This is a genomic window from Thioclava sp. ES.031 (assembly GCF_002563775.1).
Lineage (GTDB): Bacteria > Pseudomonadota > Alphaproteobacteria > Rhodobacterales > Rhodobacteraceae > Thioclava.
On sequence record NZ_PDJO01000001.1, the window covers coordinates 50,874 to 72,038 of the forward strand.

A 21,165-nucleotide genomic window follows, 5' to 3' on the forward strand; every position below is an offset into this window, starting at 1 on the left:
CATAACCCGGAAAAACCGGGATCAACCAACAAGGAGAGAGAGTGATGACGACAAGAAGACAGTTCCTCACCACCGGTGCGGTGGGTGCGGCTGCGGCGGGCCTTGCGGCCCCGGCCGTCGCGCAGACCACACCGATCAAGTGGCGTATGCAGACCTATGCCGGCCCCGCGCTGGCCGAACAGGTCGTGGACAATTGCATCAAGACCTTCAACGAAATCGCCGATGGCGAGATGGAGATCGAACTTTACTACGCCGACCAGCTGGTGCCGACCTCCGAGCTGTTCCGCGCAATGCAGTCGGGCACGATCGACGCCGTGCAATCCGACGATGACTCGATGGCCTCGCCCACCGAAGTCACCGTCTTCGGCGGCTATTTCCCCTTCGGTCTGCGCTACTCGCTCGACGTGCCGACGCTGTTCAACGAATGGGGTCTCAACGAGATCTGGGACGAGCAGTATTCGGCCGTCGGCGTGAAGCACATCTCGGCGGGCTCGTGGGATCCGTGCAACTTCGCCATGAAAGAGCCGGTGAAGTCGCTCGATGATCTCAACGGCAAGCGGGTCTTCACCTTCCCGACCGCCGGGCGCTTCCTCGCGCAATTCGGCGTCGTGCCGGTGACGATCCCGTGGGAAGACGTGGAAGTCGCGCTGCAGACCGGCGAGCTGGACGGCGTCGCATGGTCGGGCATCACCGAGGATTACACCTCGGGCTGGGGCAAGAACGCGCCCTATTTCCTGACCAACAACATCTCGGGCGCGTGGATCGGCCACTTCTTCGCCAACATGGATCGCTGGAACGAAGTGCCGGACCGTCTGAAGACGCTGATGAAGACCTGCTTCGACCAATCGCATTACCACCGCCAGTACTGGTACTGGTCGGGCGAGGCGAAGCTGCGCGTCGAAGGCACCGAGATGGAGCTGACGACCATTCCGGACGCCGAGTGGCAGAAGGTCGAAGACGCCGCCCACAAGTTCTGGGACGAGATCGCGGCCGAGAGCGAATTGAAGGCCAAGGTCGTCGACATCTTCAAGAAATACAACGCGACGATGGCGAAGGCAGGCCCGCCCTATCGCTGCGGCTAAGCAAAGCGGGGGCGGCGGAAACGCTGCCCCTACGACGCAACATTTGCCCTCTTGTGGGGCCCCGCACCGCGCGGCAATCTCGCGCGGTGATCTTGATCCCGGAGGAACTCATGTCGCGCAAATTATCGTTCGACGCGCTCAAGAAATCGGTCAATGCAGGCGAGGTCGATACGGTCATCGCAGCCCTTGTGGATATGCAGGGACGGCTTCAGGGCAAGCGGTTCCACGCGGCGCATTTCATCGACAGCGCATGGGAAGAGACCCATTGCTGCAACTACCTGCTGGCGACCGACATGGAGATGGTCACCGTGCCGGGCTATGACGCGTCCAGCTGGGAGCGCGGCTACGGCGATTACGTGATGAAGCCCGACATGGAGACGCTGCGGCTGATCCCGTGGGTTCCGGGCACGGCGCTGGTGATCTGCGATCTGCTCGATCATCACAGCCACGAGCCGATCCCCCATTCGCCGCGCCAGATGCTGAAATCGCAGCTCAAGCGCGCCAAGGACATGGGCTTTGAAGTGATGATGGCGACCGAGCTGGAATTCTTCCTGTTCGAGGAAAGCTATCCGCAGCTTTTCGACGCGGGCTATCCCGATCCGACCCCGGTCGCGCGCTACAATGTCGACTATTCGCTGATGGGCAATTCGCGCGCCGAACCGGCGATGCGGGCGATGCGCAACGCGCTTTATGCGGCGGGCGTGCCGGTCGAATGCTCCAAGGGCGAGGCCGAATGCGGTCAGGAAGAGCTGAACGTGAAATATGCGGGCGGGCTTCAGACCGCCGACATGCATGTGCTGGTCAAGCAATGCGCCAAGGAAGTCGCGCAGTCCCACGGGCTCTCGGCGACCTTCATGGCGAAATACCACACTGACAAGGCGGGCTCGTCGAGCCATGTGCACCAGTCGCTCTGGAAGGGCGGCAAACCTGCCTTCTTCGACAAGGACGCGCCGAATGGCATGTCCGAACTGATGCACCAGTTCCTCGCCGGTCAGCTGACCCATGCGCGTGAGATCACCTATTTCCTCGCGCCCTATACCAACAGCTACAAGCGCTTCTGCGAGGGGCTTTTCGCGCCGACGAAAGCGGTCTGGTCTTTGGACAACCGCACGGCGGGCTTCCGCATCTGCGGCGAGGGCACGAAATCCATCCGCGTCGAATGCCGCATCGGCGGGGCCGACCTGAACCCCTATCTCGCCTGCGCGTCGCTTCTCGCGGCGGGGCTCGCCGGGATCGAGGGCGAGATGGACCCGGGCCCGGAAGCCGCGGGCGACATCTACAAGGCGGGCGAAGTGACCGAGGTGCCGAAATCGCTGACCGAGGCGCTGGGCGCTCTGGAAGGTTCGGACATGCTCAAATCCGCCTTCGGCGAGGACGTGATGGCCCATTACGTGCGCGCCGCCCGCTGGGAAATCGAAGAACAGAACCGAGTTGTGACCGACTGGGAGCGGATGCGCGGTTTCGAACGCGCCTGAGTTTTGACAGACCCGCGGGGCCCTACACCCCGCAAGGAGACATGATGACCAAGACCCTGAAATGTATCTCGCCCGTCGACGGGCAGGTCTATGCCGAACGCGACGCGCTGAGCGCCTCCGACGCGCAGGCACTGGCAGCAGGCCTTCGCGCCGCGCAGCCCGCATGGGCCGAGCGCCCGCTGTCCGAGCGTATCGCGCTCGTCGAGGCGGGCATCGCCAAGCTCAACGAGATGAAGGATCTCGTGATCGAGGAGCTCGCGTGGCAGATGGGCCGCCCGACCCGCTATGGCGGCGAATTCGGCGGCATGAACGAGCGCGCGGGCTACATGGCCTCGATCGCCGAAGAGGCGCTGGCCCCGATGGTGGTCGAGCAGAGCGACAGCTTCCTGCGCCAGATCGCGCGCGAGCCGGTCGGCGTCGTCTTCATCATCGCGCCGTGGAACTACCCCTATATGACGGTGATCAACTCGCTGGTCCCGGCCCTGATCGCGGGCAACACGGTGATGTTGAAGCACGCGACGCAGACCATGCTGGTGGGCGAGCGCATCGCCGAAGCCTTCCACGCGGCGGGCGTGCCGCAGGACGTGTTCCAGAACGTCTACCTGACGCATGAGGTGTCGGAAGAGCTGATGGGCGCGAAGGCGTTCGATTTCGTCAACTTCACCGGCTCGGTCGGTGGCGGCCGCGCGGTGGAGCGCGCGCTGGCAGGCACCTTCACCGGGCTGGGCCTCGAACTGGGCGGCAAGGATCCGGGCTATGTCGCGGCGGATGCCGATCTGGACGCGGCGGTCGACGGGCTGATGGATGGCGCGCTGTTCAACGCGGGCCAGTGCTGCTGCGGGATCGAGCGGATCTACGTCCATGCCAGCCTCTACGACGCCTTCGTGGAAAAGGCCGCCGCTTGGGCGAGCAAGCTGACCCTCGGCAATCCGTTCGAGCCGGAAACGACGCTGGGCCCGATGGCGAACAAGCGTTTCGCCGAAGTGGTGCGTGGCCAGATCGAGGATGCGATCACCGATGGCGCGAAGCCGTTGCTCGACCCCGAGCTGTTCCCGGCAGACGATGGTGGCGCCTATCTCGCGCCGCAGATCCTCGTCGACGTGAACCACGAGATGCGCGTGATGCGCGAGGAAAGCTTCGGTCCCGTCGTCGGCATCATGCCGGTGAAGGATGACGAGGAAGCGATCGCCGCGATGAACGATTGCGATTACGGGCTGACCTGTTCGATCTGGACCGCCGATCCCGCCCGCGCCGAGGCGATGGGCAAGCGGCTGCAGACCGGCACCGTCTTCATGAACCGCTGTGACTATCTCGACCCGGCGCTGTGCTGGACCGGCTGCAAGGAAACGGGCCGTGGCGGCTCGCTTTCGGTGCTGGGCTATCACGCGCTGACGCGTCCGAAATCCTACCATCTCAAGAAGGTGACGAAATGACTGCCCCCACCGCAAACTGGTCCTATCCGACCACGATCAAATTCGGCCCCGGCCGGATTTCGGAACTGGCCGATCACTGCAAATCCGTGGGTATCGCGAAGCCGCTTCTGGTGACCGACAAGGCGCTGGCCGCGCTGCCGATCACCGCCGGGGCGCTCGACGTGCTGGACGCGGCGGGCCTTGGCCGCGCTGTCTTCTCCGAGGTCGATCCGAACCCGAACGAGGGCAACATGGCCGCCGGGATCGAGGTCTTCAAAGCGGGCGGCCATGACGGCGTGATCTGCTTCGGCGGCGGCTCCGCGCTCGATCTGGGCAAGATGATCGCGCTGATGGCAGGGCAGGACGCTTCGCTGAGCGTCTGGGATCTGGAGGATATCGGCGACTGGTGGACGCGCGCCAATGGTGATGCCATCGCGCCGATCATCGCGGTGCCGACGACCGCCGGGACCGGCTCGGAAGTGGGCCGCGCGGGCGTTCTCACCAATTCCGAGACCCATAAGAAGAAGATCATCTTCCACCCCAACCTGATGCCCGCGATCACGATCTGCGATCCGGAGCTGACGGTCGGTATGCCGCCCTTCATCACGGCGGGCACCGGGATGGACGCGCTGGCGCATTGCCTCGAGGCGTTCTGCAGCCCGCATTACCACCCGATGAGCCAGGGCATCGCACTCGAAGGGATGCGGCTCGTGTTCGAGAACCTGCCGCGCGCCTATACGACGCCGGACGATCTGGAGGCGCGCGCCAACATGATGTCGGCGGCGGCGATGGGCGCGGTGGCGTTCCAGAAGGGCCTCGGCGCGATCCACTCGCTGAGCCATCCGGTCGGCGCGGTCTACGGCACCCATCACGGCACGACCAATGCCTGCGTGATGCCGATGGTGCTCGACTTCAACCGCGCCGCCATCGAGGAGCGGATCAACCGCGCGGCGGCTTATCTGGGCATCGCGGGCGGCTTCGAGGGCTTCAAGGCCCGGATCGAAAGCCTGCGCACCGAATTGTCCATCCCGGCGAACCTGACCGAGATGGGCGTGAAGCGCGAAGATCTCGACATGCTCGTCGCGATGGCGCTGGAAGATCCGTCCTGTGGCGGCAACCCGGTCGAGATGACGGCCGAGAATACCCGCGCGCTTTTCGAGGCGTGCCTTTGATATCGGCGCGAGCGGGGGCTGCGGCCCTCGCTCGTCGGCGCGGATCACGCGTCTGTAACTAGTGTTGATGAGGAATTTTGCTTCAACATCTGTACTGCCAAAAATCTGTTACAACGCCCGCATAAAGGGTCGCCGATGCCGGAGCCAACCGGACGGCACAACCGTCGAAAGACATTAGCTCGGGGGAGACAGGACCGCATGAGGCGGCACCGCCCTCCATCAACGGGGAGAGACCTGAAAATGACCTTCAAGTTCCGTTATCTTGCAGCGGCCAGCGCCATGGCCCTTGCTGCCAGCACCGGCGTCAGCTTCGCCGACAGCATGGATGACCTCTACGCTGCTGCGAAAGAAGAAGGCAGCCTGACCACGATCGCGCTGCCGCATTCGTGGTGCAACTACGCGGGCGTGATCGACGGCTTCAAGAAGAAGTATCCCGGGATCACCGTGAACGAACTGAACCCCGATGCGGGCTCGGCTGACGAACTCGAAGCGATCCGCGCCAACAAGGACAACAAGGGTCCGCAGGCGCCCGACGTGATCGACGTGGGCCTTTCCTTCGGCCCGGCGGCCAAGGACGAGGGGCTGATCCAGCCCTACAAGGTCTCGACCTGGGACACGATCCCGGACAGCGCCAAGGATGCTGAAGGCTACTGGTATGGCGACTATTACGGCGTGCTGTCGTTCGCGGTGAACAAGGACATCGTCGACAATGTGCCGCAGGACTGGTCGGACCTGCTCAAGCCGGAATACGCGAACTCGGTGGCTCTCGCGGGCGATCCGCGCGCCTCGAACCAGGCGATCCTCGGCGTTCTGGCCGCGGGCGTCGCAGCAGGCGGCGAGCCGGGCAAAGCCTCGGGTGAAGCCGGCCTGAAATACTTCGCCGAGATGAACAAGAACGGCAACTTCGTGCCCGTCATCGGCAAGACCGGGACGCTGGCACAGGGCGCGACCCCGATCGTCGTCGAGTGGGACTATAACGCTCTGGCCGGTCGCGACACGCTGAACGGCAACCCGCCGGTCGACGTCGTCGTGCCGAAATCGGGCGTTGTCGCCGGTGTCTACGTTCAGGCGATCTCGGCCTATGCGCCGCACCCGAACGCAGCCAAACTCTGGATGGAATACCTCTATTCGGACGAAGGTCAGCTCGGCTGGCTGGAAGGCTATTGCCACCCGATCCGCTTCAACGACCTGTCGGCCAACGGCAAGGTTCCGCAGAAGATGCTCGACGCGATGCCGCCCGCCGAGGGCTACGCCAAGGCGGTCTTCCCGTCGCTCGACGCGCAGGCTGCGAACAAGGAAGTCGTGACCGGCGGCTGGGATAGCGTCGTCGGCGCGAACGTCCAGTAACCGAACCCGCATAAACACACGCCCCGCGCCTGATCGCGCGGGGCGACTTTATTAGAAATTCTGTAAGGCGAGGCCCGATGCAAAGCCGCAAGCTGCCGCTGACTTGGGTGGGGATGGTTCCCTTCACGCTCTTCGCGCTTTTGTTCCTGATCGCACCGACGATGTATATCGTGGTGGGCGCGTTTAGGACGAGTGACGGGGGCTTCACGCTGTCGAACCTCGTGAACCTGTTTCAACCGACGATCCTCGCGAGCTACTGGATCTCGATCAAGATCAGCCTCGCCACTGCGCTTGTAGGCTGCCTGATCGGCTTCGCGCTGGCTGCCGCCGTCACGCTGGGCGGCCTGCCGAACTGGCTGCGCGGCCCGGTGATGACCTTCTCCGGCGTGGCCTCGAACTTCGCAGGCGTGCCGCTGGCCTTTGCCTTCCTCGCGACACTGGGGCGTCTGGGTCTCGTGACCGTGCTGCTGAAGTCGTGGTTCGGCTTCAACATCTACACGCATGGCTTCAACCTGCTCAGCTTCTTCGGTCTGACGATCACCTATCTGTTCTTCCAGATCCCGCTGATGGTTCTGATCATCACCCCCGCGCTGGACGGTCTGAAGCGCGAATGGAAAGAGGCGGCGAGCATCCTCGGCGCGACCGGCTTCCAATATTGGCGCATCGTCGCGCTGCCGATCCTCTGGCCGTCGCTGCTGGGCACGCTGGCGCTGCTGTTCGCCAACAGCTTCGGCGCGGTGGCGACGGCCTATGCGCTCACCGGCTCGTCGATGTCGATCGTGCCGATCATGCTTTACGCGCAAATCCGCGGCGATGTGCTGCAGGACCCGCATTTGGGCTACGCGCTGGCCTTCGGGATGATCGTCATCACCGGCCTCGCCAACCTCGCCTATGTCTGGCTCCGCGTACGCTCCGAAAGGTGGATGCGATGAAATCCAAGAAACTCTGGTCCTGGCTCGCGCTGGCTTTCGGCGCGCTCTATTTCGCGCTGCCGTTGCTCGGTACGCTGGAATTCTCGCTGCGCGCGCGGCGCGGGGTCTATTCGCTCGACGCTTACCGCTCGGTGCTGGCCGATCCGCAATTCCGCGAGACCTTCAGCTACTCCGTCGTGATGGCGATCTTCACGATCCTCGTGGGCGCGCTGATCGTGGTGCCGACGGCCTATTGGGTGCGTCTCAAGCTGCCGCATTGGCGCCCGGTGGTGGAGTTCATCACGCTCCTGCCGCTGGTGATTCCGCCGATCGTGATCGTCTTCGGCTATATCCGGCTCTACAACACCTCGTCGATCCTGCCGATGACCGGCACGACGACGGGCACCAACCTCCTGCTGATGCTGGGCTACGCCACGCTCTCGCTGCCTTACATGTATCGCGCGGTCGATACCGGGCTGCGCACGATCGATGTCGGCACGCTGACCGAAGCCGCGCAAAGCCTCGGCGCCGGGTGGAGCACGATCCTCGCCCGCGTCATCCTGCCGAACGTGCTGGTCGCGGTGCTCTCGGGCGCCTTCATCACCTTCGCCATCGTCATCGGCGAGTTCGTCCTCGCCTCGCTCCTCAACCGGCCGGCATTCGGCCCCTACATGCAGCTGACCGGCGCGAATAAGGCTTACGAGCCCGCCGCGCTTGCGGTGATCGCCTTCTCGATCACCTGGATCTGCATGGGGCTGATCCAACTCGTCACCCGGTTTTCCAAACATACGAACGCAAAGCGGTAACCCATGGCCTCTCTCGAGATCGAACATCTGGAAAAATCCTTCGGCGCGAACCGCGTGGTGAAGGATTTCAACCTCTCCATCGAAGAGGGCGAATTTATCTCGCTGCTCGGCCCGTCGGGCTGCGGCAAGACGACCGTGCTGCGGATGGTGGCGGGCTTCGAGAGCCCCTCGGGCGGCGCGATCCGCATCGGTGGGCAGGACGTGACGCATCTGGGGGCGAACCAGCGCAATATCGGCATGGTGTTCCAGGCCTATGCGCTGTTTCCCAACCTGACCGTCGCGCAGAACGTGGGCTTCGGGATGCGCGTGGCGAAACGTCCGCGCGCCGAGATCAAGGCCCGTGTGGCCGAGATGCTGGAGCTGATCGGCCTGCCCGATCTGGGCAATCGCTATCCGTTCCAGCTGTCGGGCGGGCAACAGCAGCGTGTGGCGCTGGCCCGCGCGCTCGCGATCCAGCCGCGCGTGCTGCTGCTCGACGAGCCGCTTTCCGCGCTTGACGCGAAGATCCGCGTCTCCTTGCGCGAGGAAATCCGCGACATTCAGCGCCGTCTGGGCATCACCACGATCTTCGTAACCCACGATCAGGAAGAGGCGCTGTCGATCTCGGATCGGGTGGTGGTGATGAATGGCGGTGTGGCCGAGCAGATCGGTGCGCCCTTCGAGATCTACAACCAGCCGAAGACCCGTTTCGTCGCGCAATTCGTCGGCACGCTGAACGCGCTCGAGGCCGAAGTGGCCGATCCGGCGCGCGGCGCTCTGCGCGTCGGCAATACCGAGGTGATCCTGTCCGAGCCGGTCACCGCGGGCCAAGGCGCTCCAGTCACGCTGGCTGCGCGGCCCGAAGTTCTGGCGCTGGGCCGCCGCGAGGGCAATGACACGGTGTTCACCGGGCGGATCGTCGAGACGCATTTCCTCGGCTCGATCCTGCGGGTGAGAATGGAAGTGGAAGGGCAGCTTATCGCGCTCGACACGTTCAACCGCCCCGGCAATCCGCCGCCCAAGGTCGGCACCGAGGCCGAGGTCAGCGTCGCAAGCAGCGATCTGCTGGTTCTGGCCGACTGACGACGAGAAAACACGCCTGCGCCCCTCTTTTTTCCGGGTTTTCGGACCCGGAGTCGCTTCTGCCGCGTTGCCGATAGAACGCAACTTGCGACCGATGCAGAAGGATGAAAATGGAGTGGCTCGTCGATCATAATCAGGTGGTGAGTATCGCGGTGCAGATCGTCACCGCGCTCGTCTGGATTATCTATCTGCAACTTCTGCTGCAGAATTTCCGGCGGGAGCGTCGCTCGAAACTGCTGCTCACCCGGGTCGCGGGCGGCCATGAGCGCGGGCACCTGATGCTGGGCAATATGGGCGCCGAGCCGATTTTCGTGAAAGCCCTTCTGGCCGATCTCGTGATCGACGGGAAAACCTATCATTCGATCGCCAGCGATTCCGGCGGGTTTGCCCCATTCGCGGAGTCCAGCCCCAACGAGTCGATCAAGGGCCCGCTGAAAACCGCGGAATATCGCGATCTCGGCCGCATCTCCGATCTTGTGGACGTCGCATTGGAATTCTCGGACCTTCCCGAAGACGCGAAACGGGTGGAAACGGTGGTTTTCACCGTTCTGGCAGAGGGAAGTCGCGACAATATCCTGACCGCCGGGCGGCTCTGTCTCGATGTCTATCACGCCGGCGAGCACCAGCGCTTCTTGCCGCAGACCTCATCGACGGTGCAACTGCGCAGTTTCCGCAAACGTCGCGAATTGGCGTCGCGGCTGAAGGAAATGCTGGAGCACGAAGCGCGCGCTTTCCTGACCAGCGAAGACGGCCAACGCCGCGAGCGTGGCGCAGAGCTGCAACAGCTGCGACACCGCCAGAGACAAAGCGAAAAGGATCGCCAGACTGACGCTCCGCACGAGGCCGCCGGATGAGGCTTTGCGAGACCTGTCGTCCGATATAACCGAACACGGCGCGCCGTTCCGGCTTCAGGCGCCAAAGGAGACATCATGTTCAACTGGATCACCGGCGTCATCGCGTCCTTCGGCTATTTCGGCATCGCGGGGCTGATGCTGCTGGAGAACGTGTTTCCGCCGATTCCGTCCGAGCTGATCATGCCACTCGCGGGCTATATGGCGGCGCAGGGGAAATTCTCGCTGACTGGGCTGATCGTCGCGGGCACCATCGGTTCGGTGCTGGGCGCGCTCCTTTGGTACTGGATCGGCCTCAAGATCGGGATCAAGCGCCTGTGCCACCTGTCGAGCCGCCATGGCCGCTGGATCGGCATCACCCCGCGCGACATTACCCGGACCAAGAAATGGTTCGACAAACACGGCTGGGTGGGCGTGTTCTTCGGACGCATGCTTCCCGGCGTCCGCACGTTGATCTCGGTGCCGGCGGGCATGGCGCGGATGCCGTTTGTCCCGTTCCTCGCATACACCACGCTGGGCAGCGCGCTCTGGACCGCATTGCTGACCGTCGCGGGCTATCTGCTCGGAAAGCAGTACAGCGAAGTCGCAAGCTGGGTGAACCCGGTCTCGACCGGCGTGATCGTGGTGCTCGTCCTGCTCTACGCCTATCGGGTGATCACCTGGAAGCCGCTGAGAGAGACCGACGACCCCAGCGGCGCCACGCCCGCGCACGAGAGCTGAACTTCCGCGCGCGAGCGACACCTAAGCCGGGTTTTGCCATCTCGCGTTGGCAAGAACGCGGCAAAAGGCTTATATGCCCGGCAAGACGTTAAAGAAGGACACGCCGTGGCAATCCACCTGCATCAAAACGACCTTCCCGACGGGCTCGATCTCGGTCCCGTCGTGGCCATCGACTCCGAGACGATGGGCCTCGACCCGCGCCGCGACCGGCTCTGCCTCGTGCAGCTTTCGGCGGGCGATGGCGACGCGCATCTGGTGAAGATCGCCCAAGGTCAGACCGAAGCGCCGAACCTGTGCCGCATGCTGGCCGATCCGTCGGTGGAGAAGCTGTTCCACTTCGCGCGCTTCGACGTGGCCGCGCTCTACAATGCGTTCGGGGTGGAGACGAAGCCGGTTTTCTGCACCAAGATCGCCTCGAAAATGGTGCGGACCTTTACCGATCGCCACGGGCTGAAAGTGCTGGTGCAGGAGCTTGTCGGCGTCGACATCTCCAAGCAGCAGCAAAGCTCGGACTGGGGCGCGGCGGAGCTGACCGACGCGCAGATGGAATATGCGGCCTCGGACGTGCTCTACCTGCATCAGATCAAAGCCGAACTCGTGGCACGGCTGGAGCGCGAGAACCGGCTCGGACTGGCGCAGGCCTGTTTCGATTTCCTGCCGACGCGTGCGAAGCTCGATCTGCTGGGCTGGGATGAACCCAATGACATCTTCCACCACTGATTATTCCGACATCGCCCGTCGCGTGATCGGCATCGAGGTCGCCGGGCTGGAAGCCTTGGCGGCGAGCCTCGATGGCGAGTTCTCGCGCGCGGTGGCGATGATCCTAAAGACCGAGGGGCGCGTGATCGTCTCCGGCATGGGAAAATCGGGCCATATCGGGCGCAAGATCGCGGCGACGCTGGCCTCGACCGGGACACCTGCGCATTTCGTGCATCCGGCGGAGGCGAGCCACGGCGATCTGGGTATGGTCACCCGGCACGATCTGGCGCTGGTCCTGTCGAATTCCGGGGAGACGCCGGAGCTTGCCGATATGATCGCCCATACGCGGCGCTTTCAGATTCCGCTGATCGGCGTCGCGAGCCGCCCGGACTCGACCCTGCTGCGGCAGGCCGATCTGGCGCTGGTGCTGCCCAAGGCCGAGGAAGCCTGCGGGACGGGCGTGGTGCCCACCACCTCGACGACGATGACGCTCGCGCTGGGCGATGCGTTGGCCGTCGCTTTGATGGAGCATCGCGAATTCACCGCCGAGCATTTCCGCACCTTCCATCCGGGCGGCAAGCTGGGTGCGCGCCTGTCGAAAGTCTCTGACCTGATGCATCGCGATATGCCGCTGGTGGCGGAAGACACGCCGATGCCCGATGCGCTCTTGATGATGAGCCAGAAGGGTTTCGGCGTGGTCGGCGTCACCGACGAGGCGGGCCGCCTGACCGGGATCGTCACCGACGGCGATTTGCGGCGTCATATGCAGGGTCTGCTGGAGCATAAGGTCTCGGAGGTGATGACCGCCAATCCGCGCACCATTGCGCCCGGGCAACTGGCCGAGGCCGCCGTGGCGCAGATGAACGAGCGCAAGATCACCGCGCTTTTCGTGGTCGAAGATGAAAAGCCCGTGGGCTTCCTGCAGATCCATGACTGCCTGAGGGCCGGGATCGTCTGATGATGTATGACAACAGCCATACGCGACTGGTGAACTGGGCGAAGATCGTCCTGCCGCTGCTCGCGCTGGCGCTGTTGTCGACGATCTTTCTCGTCTCGCGCCGGATCGATCCGAGCGCCGCGATTCCCTATGCCAAGGTCGATGTCGAGAAGCTCGCGCGCGAAAATGCGGTCACCCGGCCCGAATATTCCGGCGTGACCGATACCGGTGCGACGCTGTCGGTGACCGCCGCGCAGGCCCGAACCCAGCCCCAGCAGGATCAGGGCGCGAGTGCCGATCAGGTCGCGGCGAAGCTGACCGCGCCCGATGGCCATGTCACCGATCTGAACGCGAATAAGGGTCTATTCCAGCCCAATTCGAACCGGATCGATCTGATTGGCAAGGTCGCGATGCAGACCTCCGACGGCTACCGGGTGAACTCCGACAAGGTCGAGTTGCAGACCGATAGCAGTATCCTGACCTCGCCCGGCCCGATCCATGGAACGTCCCCTTTCGGAACGCTCGATGCGGGCTATATGCAGATGGTCCCGACGGCGGATGGCAGCAGTCACGATCTTGTTTTCAAACAGGGTGTGAAGCTGGTATATCAGCCGCAACAATGAGGGTGTGGATGTTTCGAGCGCGTTTCTTCACCGCCTGTGCGATGGCGGTTTCGTTCCCGGTTCTCGTGATGGCGCAAAGCGTCGATTTCGGCGGGCTGCGCGCCGACAAGACCGCTCCGGTCGAAGTCACGGCCGACTCGCTCAACGTCAATCAGGAAAGCGGTCAGGCGGTGTTCTCCGGCAATGTGGAGGTCACGCAGGGCGACATGCACATGAAAGCCGCCGAGCTTGAGGTGTTCTACGCCAGCGACAAACGCACCGAGATCACGAAGCTGCACGCGACGGGTGGCGTCACGCTGGTGTCGCCGACCGAGGCGGCCGAGGCCGACGAAGCCGTCTACGACGTGAAGGCGGGCACCGTCGTGATGACCGGCAAGGTGCTGCTGACCCAAGGCGACAACGTGATGTCCGGCAACAAGCTCAACGTCGATCTGAGCACCGGCGCCGGCACGATGGACGGGCGTGTGCGCACGCTTCTGAAGCCCGCCGGGAGCAAGTGATGGCCGAGGATGCCGTCAAAAGCGACGCCGGGCTGGCCCCGGTCGCGGGCCAAGGCGGTTTGCAGGTCCGGGGGCTGCGCAAGAGCTACAAGCGCCGCCCCGTGATTCGCGACGTCTCGCTCGACCTGTCGCGTGGCGAGGTCGTGGCGCTTCTGGGGCCGAACGGTTCGGGGAAAACTACCTGTTTTTACAATATCGCCGGTCTGATCCGCCCCGATGCGGGTGAGGTTCTGATCGACGGGCGCGATGTGACGGGGCTGCCGATGTATCGCCGCGCCCGGCTCGGGATCGGTTATCTGCCGCAGGAAGCCTCGATTTTCCGCGGGCTTTCGGTCGAAGACAACATCATGGCGGTGCTGGAGGTGGCGGAATCAGATCCCCATACCCGCCGCGAGCGTCTGGAAGAACTGCTGGGCGATTTCTCGATCGGCCATTTGCGCCAGGCACCCGCGCTGGCGCTGTCGGGCGGCGAGCGTAGACGCTGCGAAATCGCGCGCTGTCTGGCCGCCGATCCGAAATATCTGCTGCTGGATGAACCCTTTGCGGGCGTCGATCCGATCGCGGTGTCGGAGATTCGCGCGCTCGTCGCGCAGCTCAAGGATCGCGGTATCGGCGTTTTGATCACCGATCACAATGTGCGCGAAACGCTCGAGATCGTAGATCGCGCCTATATTCTGCACGACGGGACGGTGCTGATGTCGGGCACCGCGGAAGAGGTTGTGCAGGACGAAAACGTCCGCCGGGTCTATCTCGGCCAGCATTTCCGCATCCTCTGATCGTGATCGAAGGGACGCCGACCGCACCTCTCTCCAGCGGCAGTTTTGCACCGCAGCGAGGGAGACCCGTTGACACCCCCCGCGATCCATCCCCAAATACATAAGAGATGCGTAATGTTCGCCCCCACTCCCCGGGCGCGCTTGCGGCCCCCGAGAGGGGTCCGGCGCGCGGAAGGTCCCCGAAAGAGGGCCCGGGCGAATTCAGACTCAACGCGACTTTCCAAGAGATTAACCGGCCCGAAACCCCTGCCGAGGAGGCTGGGGTCACTGGCCCAATGCGTGAAGGAGGAAATCCATGCGTTACCAAATCACCGGCAAACAAATCGATGTCGGAGAGGCCCTGCAATCTCATGTGAAGTCGGAGCTGGGCGAGGTCGCCGAGAAATACATGCAGCGTCCCACCGACGCGCAGATCACCTTCTCGCGCGATGCGCATGAGTTTATCTGCGAGGCGACGGTGCACCTGTCCACCGGGCTCACCGCCTCGGCCAAGGGCCATGCCACGGAAATCTATGCGGCCTTCGATGCGGCGCGCGAAAAGATGGACAAGCAGCTGCGGCGTCACAAGCGCAGATTGAAAGATCATCACCGCGACCGTGCCGAACCAGTTGAATTCGAAGCCGCAGGTCTGTATGTGCTCGCCTCGGAAGAGGATGACGATACCGGCGAGACGCGTGAAGGCGCTCCGATGATCGTAGCCGAGATGGAAACCAAGGTTCCCACTCTCTCGGTCGGTGAAGCGGTCATGCAGATGGAGCTGTCTGATGCGTCGCTACTCGTCTTCCGCAACGAGAAACATGGCGGGGTCAACGTCGTTCATCGGCGTGAAGACGGCAATGTCGGCTGGATCGACCCGCGCAACAGCAAATGAGCGGCCCGGAACGGGCGCGGAGTAGACGAGTTCATGGACCTATCTAAACTTCTCGTGCCTGGCGCGGTCAAAGTGCTGTCGAATGTCACGAGCAAGAAACGCCTGTTTCAGGATCTCGGTGACATCGCGGCGGCGTGCTACAAGATCGACGCCGCGGAGACTGTCGATGCGCTGCAGGAGCGTGAAAGCCTCGGGCCGACCGGTGTCGGCCACGGCGTTGCGCTTCCGCATGCGCGGCTCGAGGGGCTGAGCGAAGTCGTGGGTGTCTTCCTGCGTCTGGAAAAGCCGCTCGATTTCGACGCGGTGGACCGGCTGCCGGTCGATCTGGTCTTCGCGCTCTTCGCGCCGAAGGATTCCGGGGTCGAGCATCTCAAGGCGCTGGCCCTCGTGTCGCGCACGATGCGCGATCCGGAAACCTGCGAGAAGCTGCGGGCGAATACCGATCCGTCGACGCTGCACGCAGTGCTGACGGAGGCGCAGAGCCGTCAGGCGGCCTGAACCGGTCTCGAATGAAAATCGAAAAAGCGCGTCGGTTCGCCCGGCGCGCTTTTTTCATGGCACAGGCTCAGTCGCGCCAGTTGCCGAAGCCGAACTGCATCATGTCACGCGTATAGGTCTCGCGCGCGGCGGCCTCGAGGTCGGGCGTCCAGATATCGGCGAGCTTGATCGAGGCGGTGTCGGTCTCGCCGGGCGCGAAGGCAGGGGCCTCCACCCCGGCCATGCTGGCGAGATAGGCGAAGTCCTCCGCCATCCGCTCCTCGCGCACCAGAAGGTCGGGCAGGGCGAATTGGCCGATCCCCTGAAGCGCCGCCGATTGCGTCGCCCAGAGCGTGTTCACCGGCAGGCTCGTCTGGTTCGCGAGATTGGATTTGAGCCAGCCCAAGAAGGCGATCAGCGCCTCGGCATAATCGGCGGGCGCGATGCTCTGCCCCTCCTTCGGGATCGGCAGCTTGTAGCTTTGACGCAGGACGGCGCGGGTCTCGTCCATATTGTCCCAGTTGAGCACCGCATTGAACGCGAGATGCGCGCGCATCAGCGGGTGGCGCAGCACGGTGAAGCTGCGATGGCCGGGATGGCGGCGTTTCCACTGGCGCAGGGTCTTCTGGCTGAACCCTTCGACCAGTTCGCCGGTCGTCGCCAGCCAGTCGCGGATCGGCGCATCCATCGCGGGCCGGAGCGGCATATAAAGCAGCCCCGCCTGGCTCGCGATGAAACCGGGGACGCCGGGACCGCGCCGGGGCTCGAAATTCGGGGTTTTCGACAGGTTGAACCGGTCGAGCCGCGCCAGCGACGCCTCCATCCCCGGGAAATTCGCGACCTTCGCCTCCAGCGGCTCGGGGTTCTGCACCTTCAGGGTCTCGGGCAGCTTGTCGAGCCGCCCCGCGACGCCCAACCAATTCGCCAGACCGTTGAGCACCTCGACCGACTGCGCATCCTCGTAATCGATATAGAAGGCCGTCTGCCCCGAGCGTTGCAGCGCGTTTTGCAGCGTCACCTGAAAGTCCTGCAGCCCTTCCAGATGGGCCTCGAACTCCTCCGCGTCGAAACGCGCCTTCGTGGCCTTGCGGTGCTTCGCATCGCCCAGCTTCCACTGGCCCGTGGCGCGCGCGATCATCAGGCTGACATAGCTCTCGATCGGGTTGCGGGTCAGCACGATCTTCGCGCATTTCGGATCGTTTACGAACACGGCCAGCATCCGCGGGTCGTGATCGTGGAAATAGCGGCAGCCGTTCAGCCCGTCCTGCGATTTGATCGCGCCCCACAGCGCCAGCGGATCGTCATCGCGCTGCGCCTTGGTGACGCCCACCAGCTCCTTGCGGTTCGGATAGCCGATCAGCGCCGGATTGAACGCCTCGCCGTGGCAGGTCACGCCGTCCAGATCGTTCAGCGCGGCTTCCAGCAGGTTGGAGCCGGTGCGCATCTCGGCGAAAACGACGAAACTGTCAAATTTGGGCATGTCTTATTTCACCAGATAGGGGCGACCGCGGCGGGTGGCGGCATCGCGCTTCCCGCTTTGCTCGAGCGGGAAATCCCCCATCACGAGCGGCTGCATCCCCTGGTTCTTGAGATTTTGCAGGAATTGGTTGAACCCCGACAGATCGACCATCTGCGGCGCTTCGGTCAGGCGGCGGGTGGCGCGGGGGCTGATCTCGTCGATGATGGTCTGCAGAGGCTCCATCGGGTTCTCGATGAAATCCGCGACAGTCCAGATCCGCACGCGCGCCTTCACATACATCGAGCGCAGAATTTCCAGATGCTCCAGTTCACGTTTCTGCAGCATCGCGGCCTCGCGCCGGATCGTCGCGAAATTCTCGTTCTTGCGCGACAGCGGCAGTGCCCAGGCGCCGGTGATGACCGAAATCTGCGCATTCGGATCGGTCGCGGTGAACCAGTTATTCGCCTGATTGTCGCGCGGCGAGAACATGTAGCATTGCCGCTCCCCGCGCGAATTCCAGATCAGGTTCGTGAGAAAAGCACGCGGGTTGTAGTCGCGCAGCGCCGCGTCGTCGGTCAGGCAGCCGTTGAACATCCGCTCGTTGCCCGCGAACTCGGCGCGCTCGGGCGCGTAGAGATGTCCATGCACCCGCGCGCCCACGTATTTCGCGAGCCAGCCGTCGAAATTCTCGAAGAGATCCGAGAAGCCGTGGAAGATCGAATAGGGCGCCGAGGTCTTGCCGTTCTCGTGGTCCTTCTTGGGAAAACGGCTCTGCATATAGAGGCCCGGTCGCCCGCGCGTGCGCCGCTCGATCGACTTGGAAAACAGCCGGTCGATCTTGGCCGGGTTCGGCTCCGCCATGACGGATCGCCCGGGGCTTTTGTCGAGGAAGGTCCGATAGAGCTTATCCGCCTTCGGCCAGATTTTCCGCGCCACGAAACAGTCCGACCGCCGCAGAAGCTGCAGGTGATCGTCGTAGAAGATATGCGGCTTGCCCTGAAAATCGAACTTGGTCAGCGTCAGCGAGCGGCTCTCGATCGAGGTGGAATAGAGCCTTGCGAGGGTCTGGAAATAGCTCTCATCCGGAATCCAGACGCGCTTGAAATAGCGGTCATAGAGCGCGCGATCGGGGTCTTCCAGAATGGCCGACAGGGTCTGGCGCGTCAGGCACCACCATTGGCTGCCAAGGTGCGGCACCAGCCCGTCGGGGATGCGCCGTTTGAAGCCGACGCGGCGCTGGAACTCGACATAGCGGTCGAACATGCGTCGCTGCTTTTTCCACGAAAACGGGAAGCGCAGCGTGAAGCGTTCGATGTCGATCCCGCCCACGGTCCAGCCGACTTCCGTGGTGGTCACGCTTTCGATGAAATCGGTATAGGGCCGCGCGTCGAGATAGTCGGTCAGCTCATGCAGCGGGCGCAGCGGCAGGCAGGAGCCCGACGCCAGATAGACGTGGCGCACGTCGTCATGCAGCGCCAGCATCTGCTCGGCCGCGGCTTGGCTGGCGGCCACCAGCGACCACGTGCCCCAGTCGCATTTGTAGCGCCGCGAGAAAGAGACATTCTCCAGATCGGAGAGCATCTTCTTGAAGCCGTTATAGTCATGCGCGGTCACGCGGGCATCGACATGGATCACCACGGGCGAGCCGCCCTCCGACCAGAACCGCGCGACCTGCGCGGCCCGGTCGAGCGCGGTGTGGCACATCATGATGAATCCGACTGTCACGCGCCTTGTTTCCTCACGCCCAATTGCCTTTCGACATCAGCCCGAGGATCTCGAGCTGGCGCCAGTTGATATATTTCTCAGACCATTTGCACCACAAATCGGGCTCTTTTGAGATCGTGCGGGCATAGGCGTGATATTCGCGCGATCCCGCGTAATGCTGTTTGCGTTCCAATTCCTCTTCGACCTTGTCGGCGAGGGTTGAGAGGAACTTCGCATGCAGCAGGCAACCCGAAACCATCTCGCCGCCGATCGTGTCATAGACCTGGTTCAGGCCGCGCGGCAGCAGCATATGGGTCGAGGAGATATAGACGTTCCCACGCTCCCATTTGACCAGAGGGATCTTGTTGAGCGAGGGGGCTTTCTTGGGCGCGTCGGGAAAGAAGATGCGCGCCCGAGGTCCGCCTTGAATCCACAGATTGTTGGTCTCGGAATTCTGCGAGATCATGTAATTGCCCGCATCGAACCAGCAGGCCAGATCGAACGGGTTCTGCCCCTCGCGATAGGGCTGCGCGTCGATCGGCCCTTTCGGATACATATCCAGCAGCATCGCCGGGAAGGACCGGATGCCATAGGTGTCGAGCCAGTCGGTCAGCGCCTGAATGGGCCGCGTGTCGCAGAACGGGTAGACGAAGAACTCGTCCGGATCGAGCGTCAGCGTCCAATGCCCGGTGCCGTATTTGCGCAGCAGCCAGTTCATCCAGTCGATGCCGAAATTCGACGCCTTGTAAGAGGCCTCCGTGCGCCAGACCGAGCAATCCTCCTGCTGGGCGAGATACTCGGCGCTGCCATCGTCGCTGCCATTGTCGACAAACAGGAAGTGCCCGACGCCCATCTCGCGGTAGTAGCGCAGGAAATAGGGCAGGCGGATGCGTTCGTTGCGGGCGGTAACGAAGACGAGGATATCCTCGGGGCGGATGTCGCCGGTGCGGTCGGAATAGAGGGAGAGTTCGCGGCTTTTGCGGAAAGCCCGAATCTGCCGAATTCTGCGTTTACGGCGCAGCCTGGCGATCTCTCTCAGTCCCAATTGCCGTCCCTCTCCGACGTCGCGGTCATTCCGTGCCGCACTGGTCCCTTGCTACTCGCATCGTAGTTCTCAAATCGTTAAAGGTCGCCCTGTTCAAATCGGCAAGTTTTCAACGGCTTATCAATATCTTCCGATACTTACCCGGTTTGCTCGCTGGTGAGAAGGCCACGCCTAACGCTTGCGTCAGCAATGTTGCCCCCAAGTCAACAAATTCACATCCATCCGCCGCGCGACATCAGCCCCTGCGCCTCCAGTTGCCGCCAGTCGCCGAGCCGCGTCGAATGCGGCGTCCAGAGCTCCGGATCGGCGGCCAGCGCGTCGTAATACTGGTCGAATTCCGCAGGCTGGCCGAAATGCTCGCCGCGCGATTTCTCCTCCTTCGACTTGTCCACGATCTCGTCGAGAAACTTCGTGTGCAGCAGCAGCCCCGAAATCGCCTCGCCGCCCTCCGTGTCGTAAGTCTGGTTCAGGTGGCGCGGCAGCAGCGCATGGGTCGAGTTCAGATAGGCCCACCGCCGGTGCCAGCGCACCAGCGGAATCTTCGACAGGGTCGGCGATTGGCGCGGGCTGTCGGGGAAAAACGCCCGCGCCCGTGGCCCGCCTTGAATCCACAGCGCATCCGTCTGCGCCTGCCGGGTGATCATGTAATTCCCGGCGTCGAACCAGTTCAGGATCTTGCACGGGTCCTGTCCCGCCTCATAGCGCTGCGCGCCAAGCGGCCCTTTCGGGTAGAGGTCGAGCATCATGGCCGGGAAACTGCACTGCTCCGACCGGTCGAGCCAGTCGGTCAGCGCGGGCAGGGGGCGGCTGTCGTGATAGGGGTAGATCAGCAGCTCATCCGCATCGACGGTCAGGCACCAGTGATCGTGCCCGTAGCGCAGCATCAGCCATGTCACCCAATCGAGCCCGAAGCGCGAGGCCCGGTAGCTGCCCGACGTCTGCCACAGCGACACATCGCGCGCCTCCGCCAGTAACGCGCCGGTGCCATCCGTGCTGCCATTGTCGACGATCAGGAAGTGATCCACGCCGAGCTTGCGGTAATGCTTGAGGAAGAAGGGTAACCGCCGCGCCTCGTTGCGCATCACAGCGAAGGCGAGGATCGCGCCGGGCTTTATCTTGCCAGTGCGGTTGGTGACGCGGTCGAGCTGGTGCCGTTTGCGCAGGGCGCGCCACAGGAAATGCTTGCGCTTGAGGCGCAGCCTGTAGCCCTCCCAAAGCTCACGGCGCGATGGCATT

At 63.4% G+C, this 21,165-nt stretch carries 21 protein-coding genes; 17 read left to right on the forward strand and 4 right to left on the reverse strand.

Features of this window, described 5'->3' with window-relative positions; genetic code table 11:
- Nucleotides 1-44: 44 nt before the first annotated feature.
- The 17 genes from AXZ77_RS00260 (at nt 45) to AXZ77_RS00340 (ending at nt 15,742) form a co-directional block, all read left to right on the forward strand.
- Nucleotides 45-1,082, forward strand: a complete 1,038-nt coding sequence (locus tag AXZ77_RS00260; protein WP_098409558.1) for a TRAP transporter substrate-binding protein — start codon at nt 45-47, stop codon at nt 1,080-1,082.
- A gap of 110 nt (nt 1,083-1,192) precedes the next feature.
- Complete coding sequence (locus AXZ77_RS00265) at nt 1,193-2,557, forward strand: glutamine synthetase family protein (RefSeq protein ID WP_098409560.1); 1,365 nt, start codon at nt 1,193-1,195, stop codon at nt 2,555-2,557.
- Between the two features lie 44 nt (nt 2,558-2,601).
- Nucleotides 2,602-3,990, forward strand: coding sequence for an aldehyde dehydrogenase family protein (locus tag AXZ77_RS00270; RefSeq protein WP_098412382.1), 1,389 nt, complete (start codon nt 2,602-2,604; stop codon nt 3,988-3,990).
- A complete protein-coding gene (locus AXZ77_RS00275) occupies nt 3,987-5,141 on the forward strand; it encodes an iron-containing alcohol dehydrogenase (RefSeq protein ID WP_098409562.1) in 1,155 nt (384 codons plus the stop codon). The genes AXZ77_RS00270 and AXZ77_RS00275 overlap by 4 nt, the downstream gene beginning before the upstream one ends.
- 240 nt (nt 5,142-5,381) lie before the next feature.
- Nucleotides 5,382-6,488 carry an ABC transporter substrate-binding protein gene (locus AXZ77_RS00280; RefSeq protein WP_078541552.1) on the forward strand — a complete coding sequence of 369 codons (1,107 nt, stop codon included), beginning with the start codon at nt 5,382-5,384 and terminating at the stop codon, nt 6,486-6,488.
- Between the two features lie 77 nt (nt 6,489-6,565).
- Complete coding sequence (locus tag AXZ77_RS00285) at nt 6,566-7,420, forward strand: ABC transporter permease subunit (RefSeq protein ID WP_078522181.1); 855 nt, start codon at nt 6,566-6,568, stop codon at nt 7,418-7,420.
- Complete coding sequence (locus AXZ77_RS00290) at nt 7,417-8,205, forward strand: ABC transporter permease (RefSeq protein WP_098409564.1); 789 nt, start codon at nt 7,417-7,419, stop codon at nt 8,203-8,205. The genes AXZ77_RS00285 and AXZ77_RS00290 overlap by 4 nt, the downstream gene beginning before the upstream one ends.
- 3 nt (nt 8,206-8,208) lie before the next feature.
- A complete protein-coding gene (locus tag AXZ77_RS00295) occupies nt 8,209-9,267 on the forward strand; it encodes an ABC transporter ATP-binding protein (RefSeq protein ID WP_098409566.1) in 1,059 nt (352 codons plus the stop codon).
- Nucleotides 9,268-9,377: 110 nt separating this feature from the next.
- Nucleotides 9,378-10,121, forward strand: a complete 744-nt coding sequence (locus AXZ77_RS00300; protein WP_098409568.1) for a hypothetical protein — start codon at nt 9,378-9,380, stop codon at nt 10,119-10,121.
- Between the two features lie 75 nt (nt 10,122-10,196).
- On the forward strand, nt 10,197-10,838 hold the full coding sequence (locus tag AXZ77_RS00305) for a DedA family protein (protein WP_098409570.1): 642 nt from the start codon (nt 10,197-10,199) through the stop codon (nt 10,836-10,838).
- Between the two features lie 105 nt (nt 10,839-10,943).
- Entirely contained in the window at nt 10,944-11,558 is a 615-nt protein-coding gene (locus AXZ77_RS00310) for a ribonuclease D (RefSeq protein WP_078522186.1), read from the forward strand.
- The gene (locus AXZ77_RS00315; RefSeq protein WP_098409572.1) at nt 11,539-12,495 is read left to right on the forward strand and encodes an SIS domain-containing protein; all 957 of its coding nucleotides are present in this window, start codon (nt 11,539-11,541) and stop codon (nt 12,493-12,495) included. The genes AXZ77_RS00310 and AXZ77_RS00315 overlap by 20 nt, the downstream gene beginning before the upstream one ends.
- A complete protein-coding gene (gene lptC, locus AXZ77_RS00320; protein WP_141536196.1) occupies nt 12,495-13,097 on the forward strand; it encodes an LPS export ABC transporter periplasmic protein LptC in 603 nt (200 codons plus the stop codon). Before AXZ77_RS00315 ends, lptC begins: the two co-directional genes overlap by 1 nt.
- A gap of 8 nt (nt 13,098-13,105) precedes the next feature.
- Nucleotides 13,106-13,597 carry a lipopolysaccharide transport periplasmic protein LptA gene (gene lptA, locus AXZ77_RS00325; RefSeq protein WP_255266375.1) on the forward strand — a complete coding sequence of 164 codons (492 nt, stop codon included), beginning with the start codon at nt 13,106-13,108 and terminating at the stop codon, nt 13,595-13,597.
- Nucleotides 13,597-14,373: an LPS export ABC transporter ATP-binding protein gene (lptB, locus tag AXZ77_RS00330; protein ID WP_078541560.1), complete on the forward strand. Its 777-nt coding sequence runs from the start codon at nt 13,597-13,599 to the stop codon at nt 14,371-14,373. Before lptA ends, lptB begins: the two co-directional genes overlap by 1 nt.
- Before the next feature lie 295 nt (nt 14,374-14,668).
- Nucleotides 14,669-15,244: a ribosome-associated translation inhibitor RaiA gene (gene raiA, locus AXZ77_RS00335; protein WP_098409576.1), complete on the forward strand. Its 576-nt coding sequence runs from the start codon at nt 14,669-14,671 to the stop codon at nt 15,242-15,244.
- Between the two features lie 33 nt (nt 15,245-15,277).
- Nucleotides 15,278-15,742, forward strand: coding sequence for a PTS sugar transporter subunit IIA (locus AXZ77_RS00340; protein WP_078541561.1), 465 nt, complete (start codon nt 15,278-15,280; stop codon nt 15,740-15,742).
- Nucleotides 15,743-15,809: 67 nt separating this feature from the next.
- Here the strand turns inward: AXZ77_RS00340 and AXZ77_RS00345 are convergent, their stop codons facing one another.
- The 4 genes from AXZ77_RS00345 to AXZ77_RS00360 form a co-directional block, all read right to left on the reverse strand.
- Nucleotides 15,810-17,201 carry a nodulation protein NodH gene (locus AXZ77_RS00345; RefSeq protein WP_098409578.1) on the reverse strand — a complete coding sequence of 464 codons (1,392 nt, stop codon included), beginning with the start codon at nt 17,199-17,201 and terminating at the stop codon, nt 15,810-15,812.
- A gap of 3 nt (nt 17,202-17,204) precedes the next feature.
- A complete protein-coding gene (locus tag AXZ77_RS00350) occupies nt 17,205-18,905 on the reverse strand; it encodes a beta-1,6-N-acetylglucosaminyltransferase (RefSeq protein WP_078541563.1) in 1,701 nt (566 codons plus the stop codon).
- 13 nt (nt 18,906-18,918) lie between these two features.
- Nucleotides 18,919-19,929: a glycosyltransferase family 2 protein gene (locus tag AXZ77_RS00355; RefSeq protein ID WP_098409580.1), complete on the reverse strand. Its 1,011-nt coding sequence runs from the start codon at nt 19,927-19,929 to the stop codon at nt 18,919-18,921.
- Nucleotides 19,930-20,141: 212 nt separating this feature from the next.
- Entirely contained in the window at nt 20,142-21,164 is a 1,023-nt protein-coding gene (locus AXZ77_RS00360; RefSeq protein ID WP_098409582.1) for a glycosyltransferase family 2 protein, read from the reverse strand.
- Between the last annotated feature and the right edge of the window lies 1 nt (nt 21,165).

Excerpts from the sequence above, each read along its gene's own strand:
- AXZ77_RS00275 (WP_098409562.1), top strand. The coding sequence starts at position 3,987 with ATGACTGCCCCCACCGCAAACTGGTCCTATCCGACCACGATCAAATTC.
- AXZ77_RS00285 (WP_078522181.1), top strand. The coding sequence starts at position 6,566 with ATGCAAAGCCGCAAGCTGCCGCTGACTTGGGTGGGGATGGTTCCCTTC.
- AXZ77_RS00300 (WP_098409568.1), top strand. The coding sequence starts at position 9,378 with ATGGAGTGGCTCGTCGATCATAATCAGGTGGTGAGTATCGCGGTGCAG.
- AXZ77_RS00360 (WP_098409582.1), bottom strand. The coding sequence starts at position 21,164 with ATGCCATCGCGCCGTGAGCTTTGGGAGGGCTACAGGCTGCGCCTCAAG.
- AXZ77_RS00260 (WP_098409558.1), top strand. The coding sequence starts at position 45 with ATGACGACAAGAAGACAGTTCCTCACCACCGGTGCGGTGGGTGCGGCT.
- lptC (WP_141536196.1), top strand. The coding sequence starts at position 12,495 with ATGATGTATGACAACAGCCATACGCGACTGGTGAACTGGGCGAAGATC.
- lptA (WP_255266375.1), top strand. The coding sequence starts at position 13,106 with ATGTTTCGAGCGCGTTTCTTCACCGCCTGTGCGATGGCGGTTTCGTTC.
- AXZ77_RS00270 (WP_098412382.1), top strand. The coding sequence starts at position 2,602 with ATGACCAAGACCCTGAAATGTATCTCGCCCGTCGACGGGCAGGTCTAT.
- AXZ77_RS00280 (WP_078541552.1), top strand. The coding sequence starts at position 5,382 with ATGACCTTCAAGTTCCGTTATCTTGCAGCGGCCAGCGCCATGGCCCTT.
- AXZ77_RS00345 (WP_098409578.1), bottom strand. The coding sequence starts at position 17,201 with ATGCCCAAATTTGACAGTTTCGTCGTTTTCGCCGAGATGCGCACCGGC.
- AXZ77_RS00290 (WP_098409564.1), top strand. The coding sequence starts at position 7,417 with ATGAAATCCAAGAAACTCTGGTCCTGGCTCGCGCTGGCTTTCGGCGCG.
- raiA (WP_098409576.1), top strand. The coding sequence starts at position 14,669 with ATGCGTTACCAAATCACCGGCAAACAAATCGATGTCGGAGAGGCCCTG.
- AXZ77_RS00295 (WP_098409566.1), top strand. The coding sequence starts at position 8,209 with ATGGCCTCTCTCGAGATCGAACATCTGGAAAAATCCTTCGGCGCGAAC.
- AXZ77_RS00305 (WP_098409570.1), top strand. The coding sequence starts at position 10,197 with ATGTTCAACTGGATCACCGGCGTCATCGCGTCCTTCGGCTATTTCGGC.
- AXZ77_RS00315 (WP_098409572.1), top strand. The coding sequence starts at position 11,539 with ATGACATCTTCCACCACTGATTATTCCGACATCGCCCGTCGCGTGATC.
- AXZ77_RS00340 (WP_078541561.1), top strand. The coding sequence starts at position 15,278 with ATGGACCTATCTAAACTTCTCGTGCCTGGCGCGGTCAAAGTGCTGTCG.
- AXZ77_RS00265 (WP_098409560.1), top strand. The coding sequence starts at position 1,193 with ATGTCGCGCAAATTATCGTTCGACGCGCTCAAGAAATCGGTCAATGCA.
- lptB (WP_078541560.1), top strand. The coding sequence starts at position 13,597 with ATGGCCGAGGATGCCGTCAAAAGCGACGCCGGGCTGGCCCCGGTCGCG.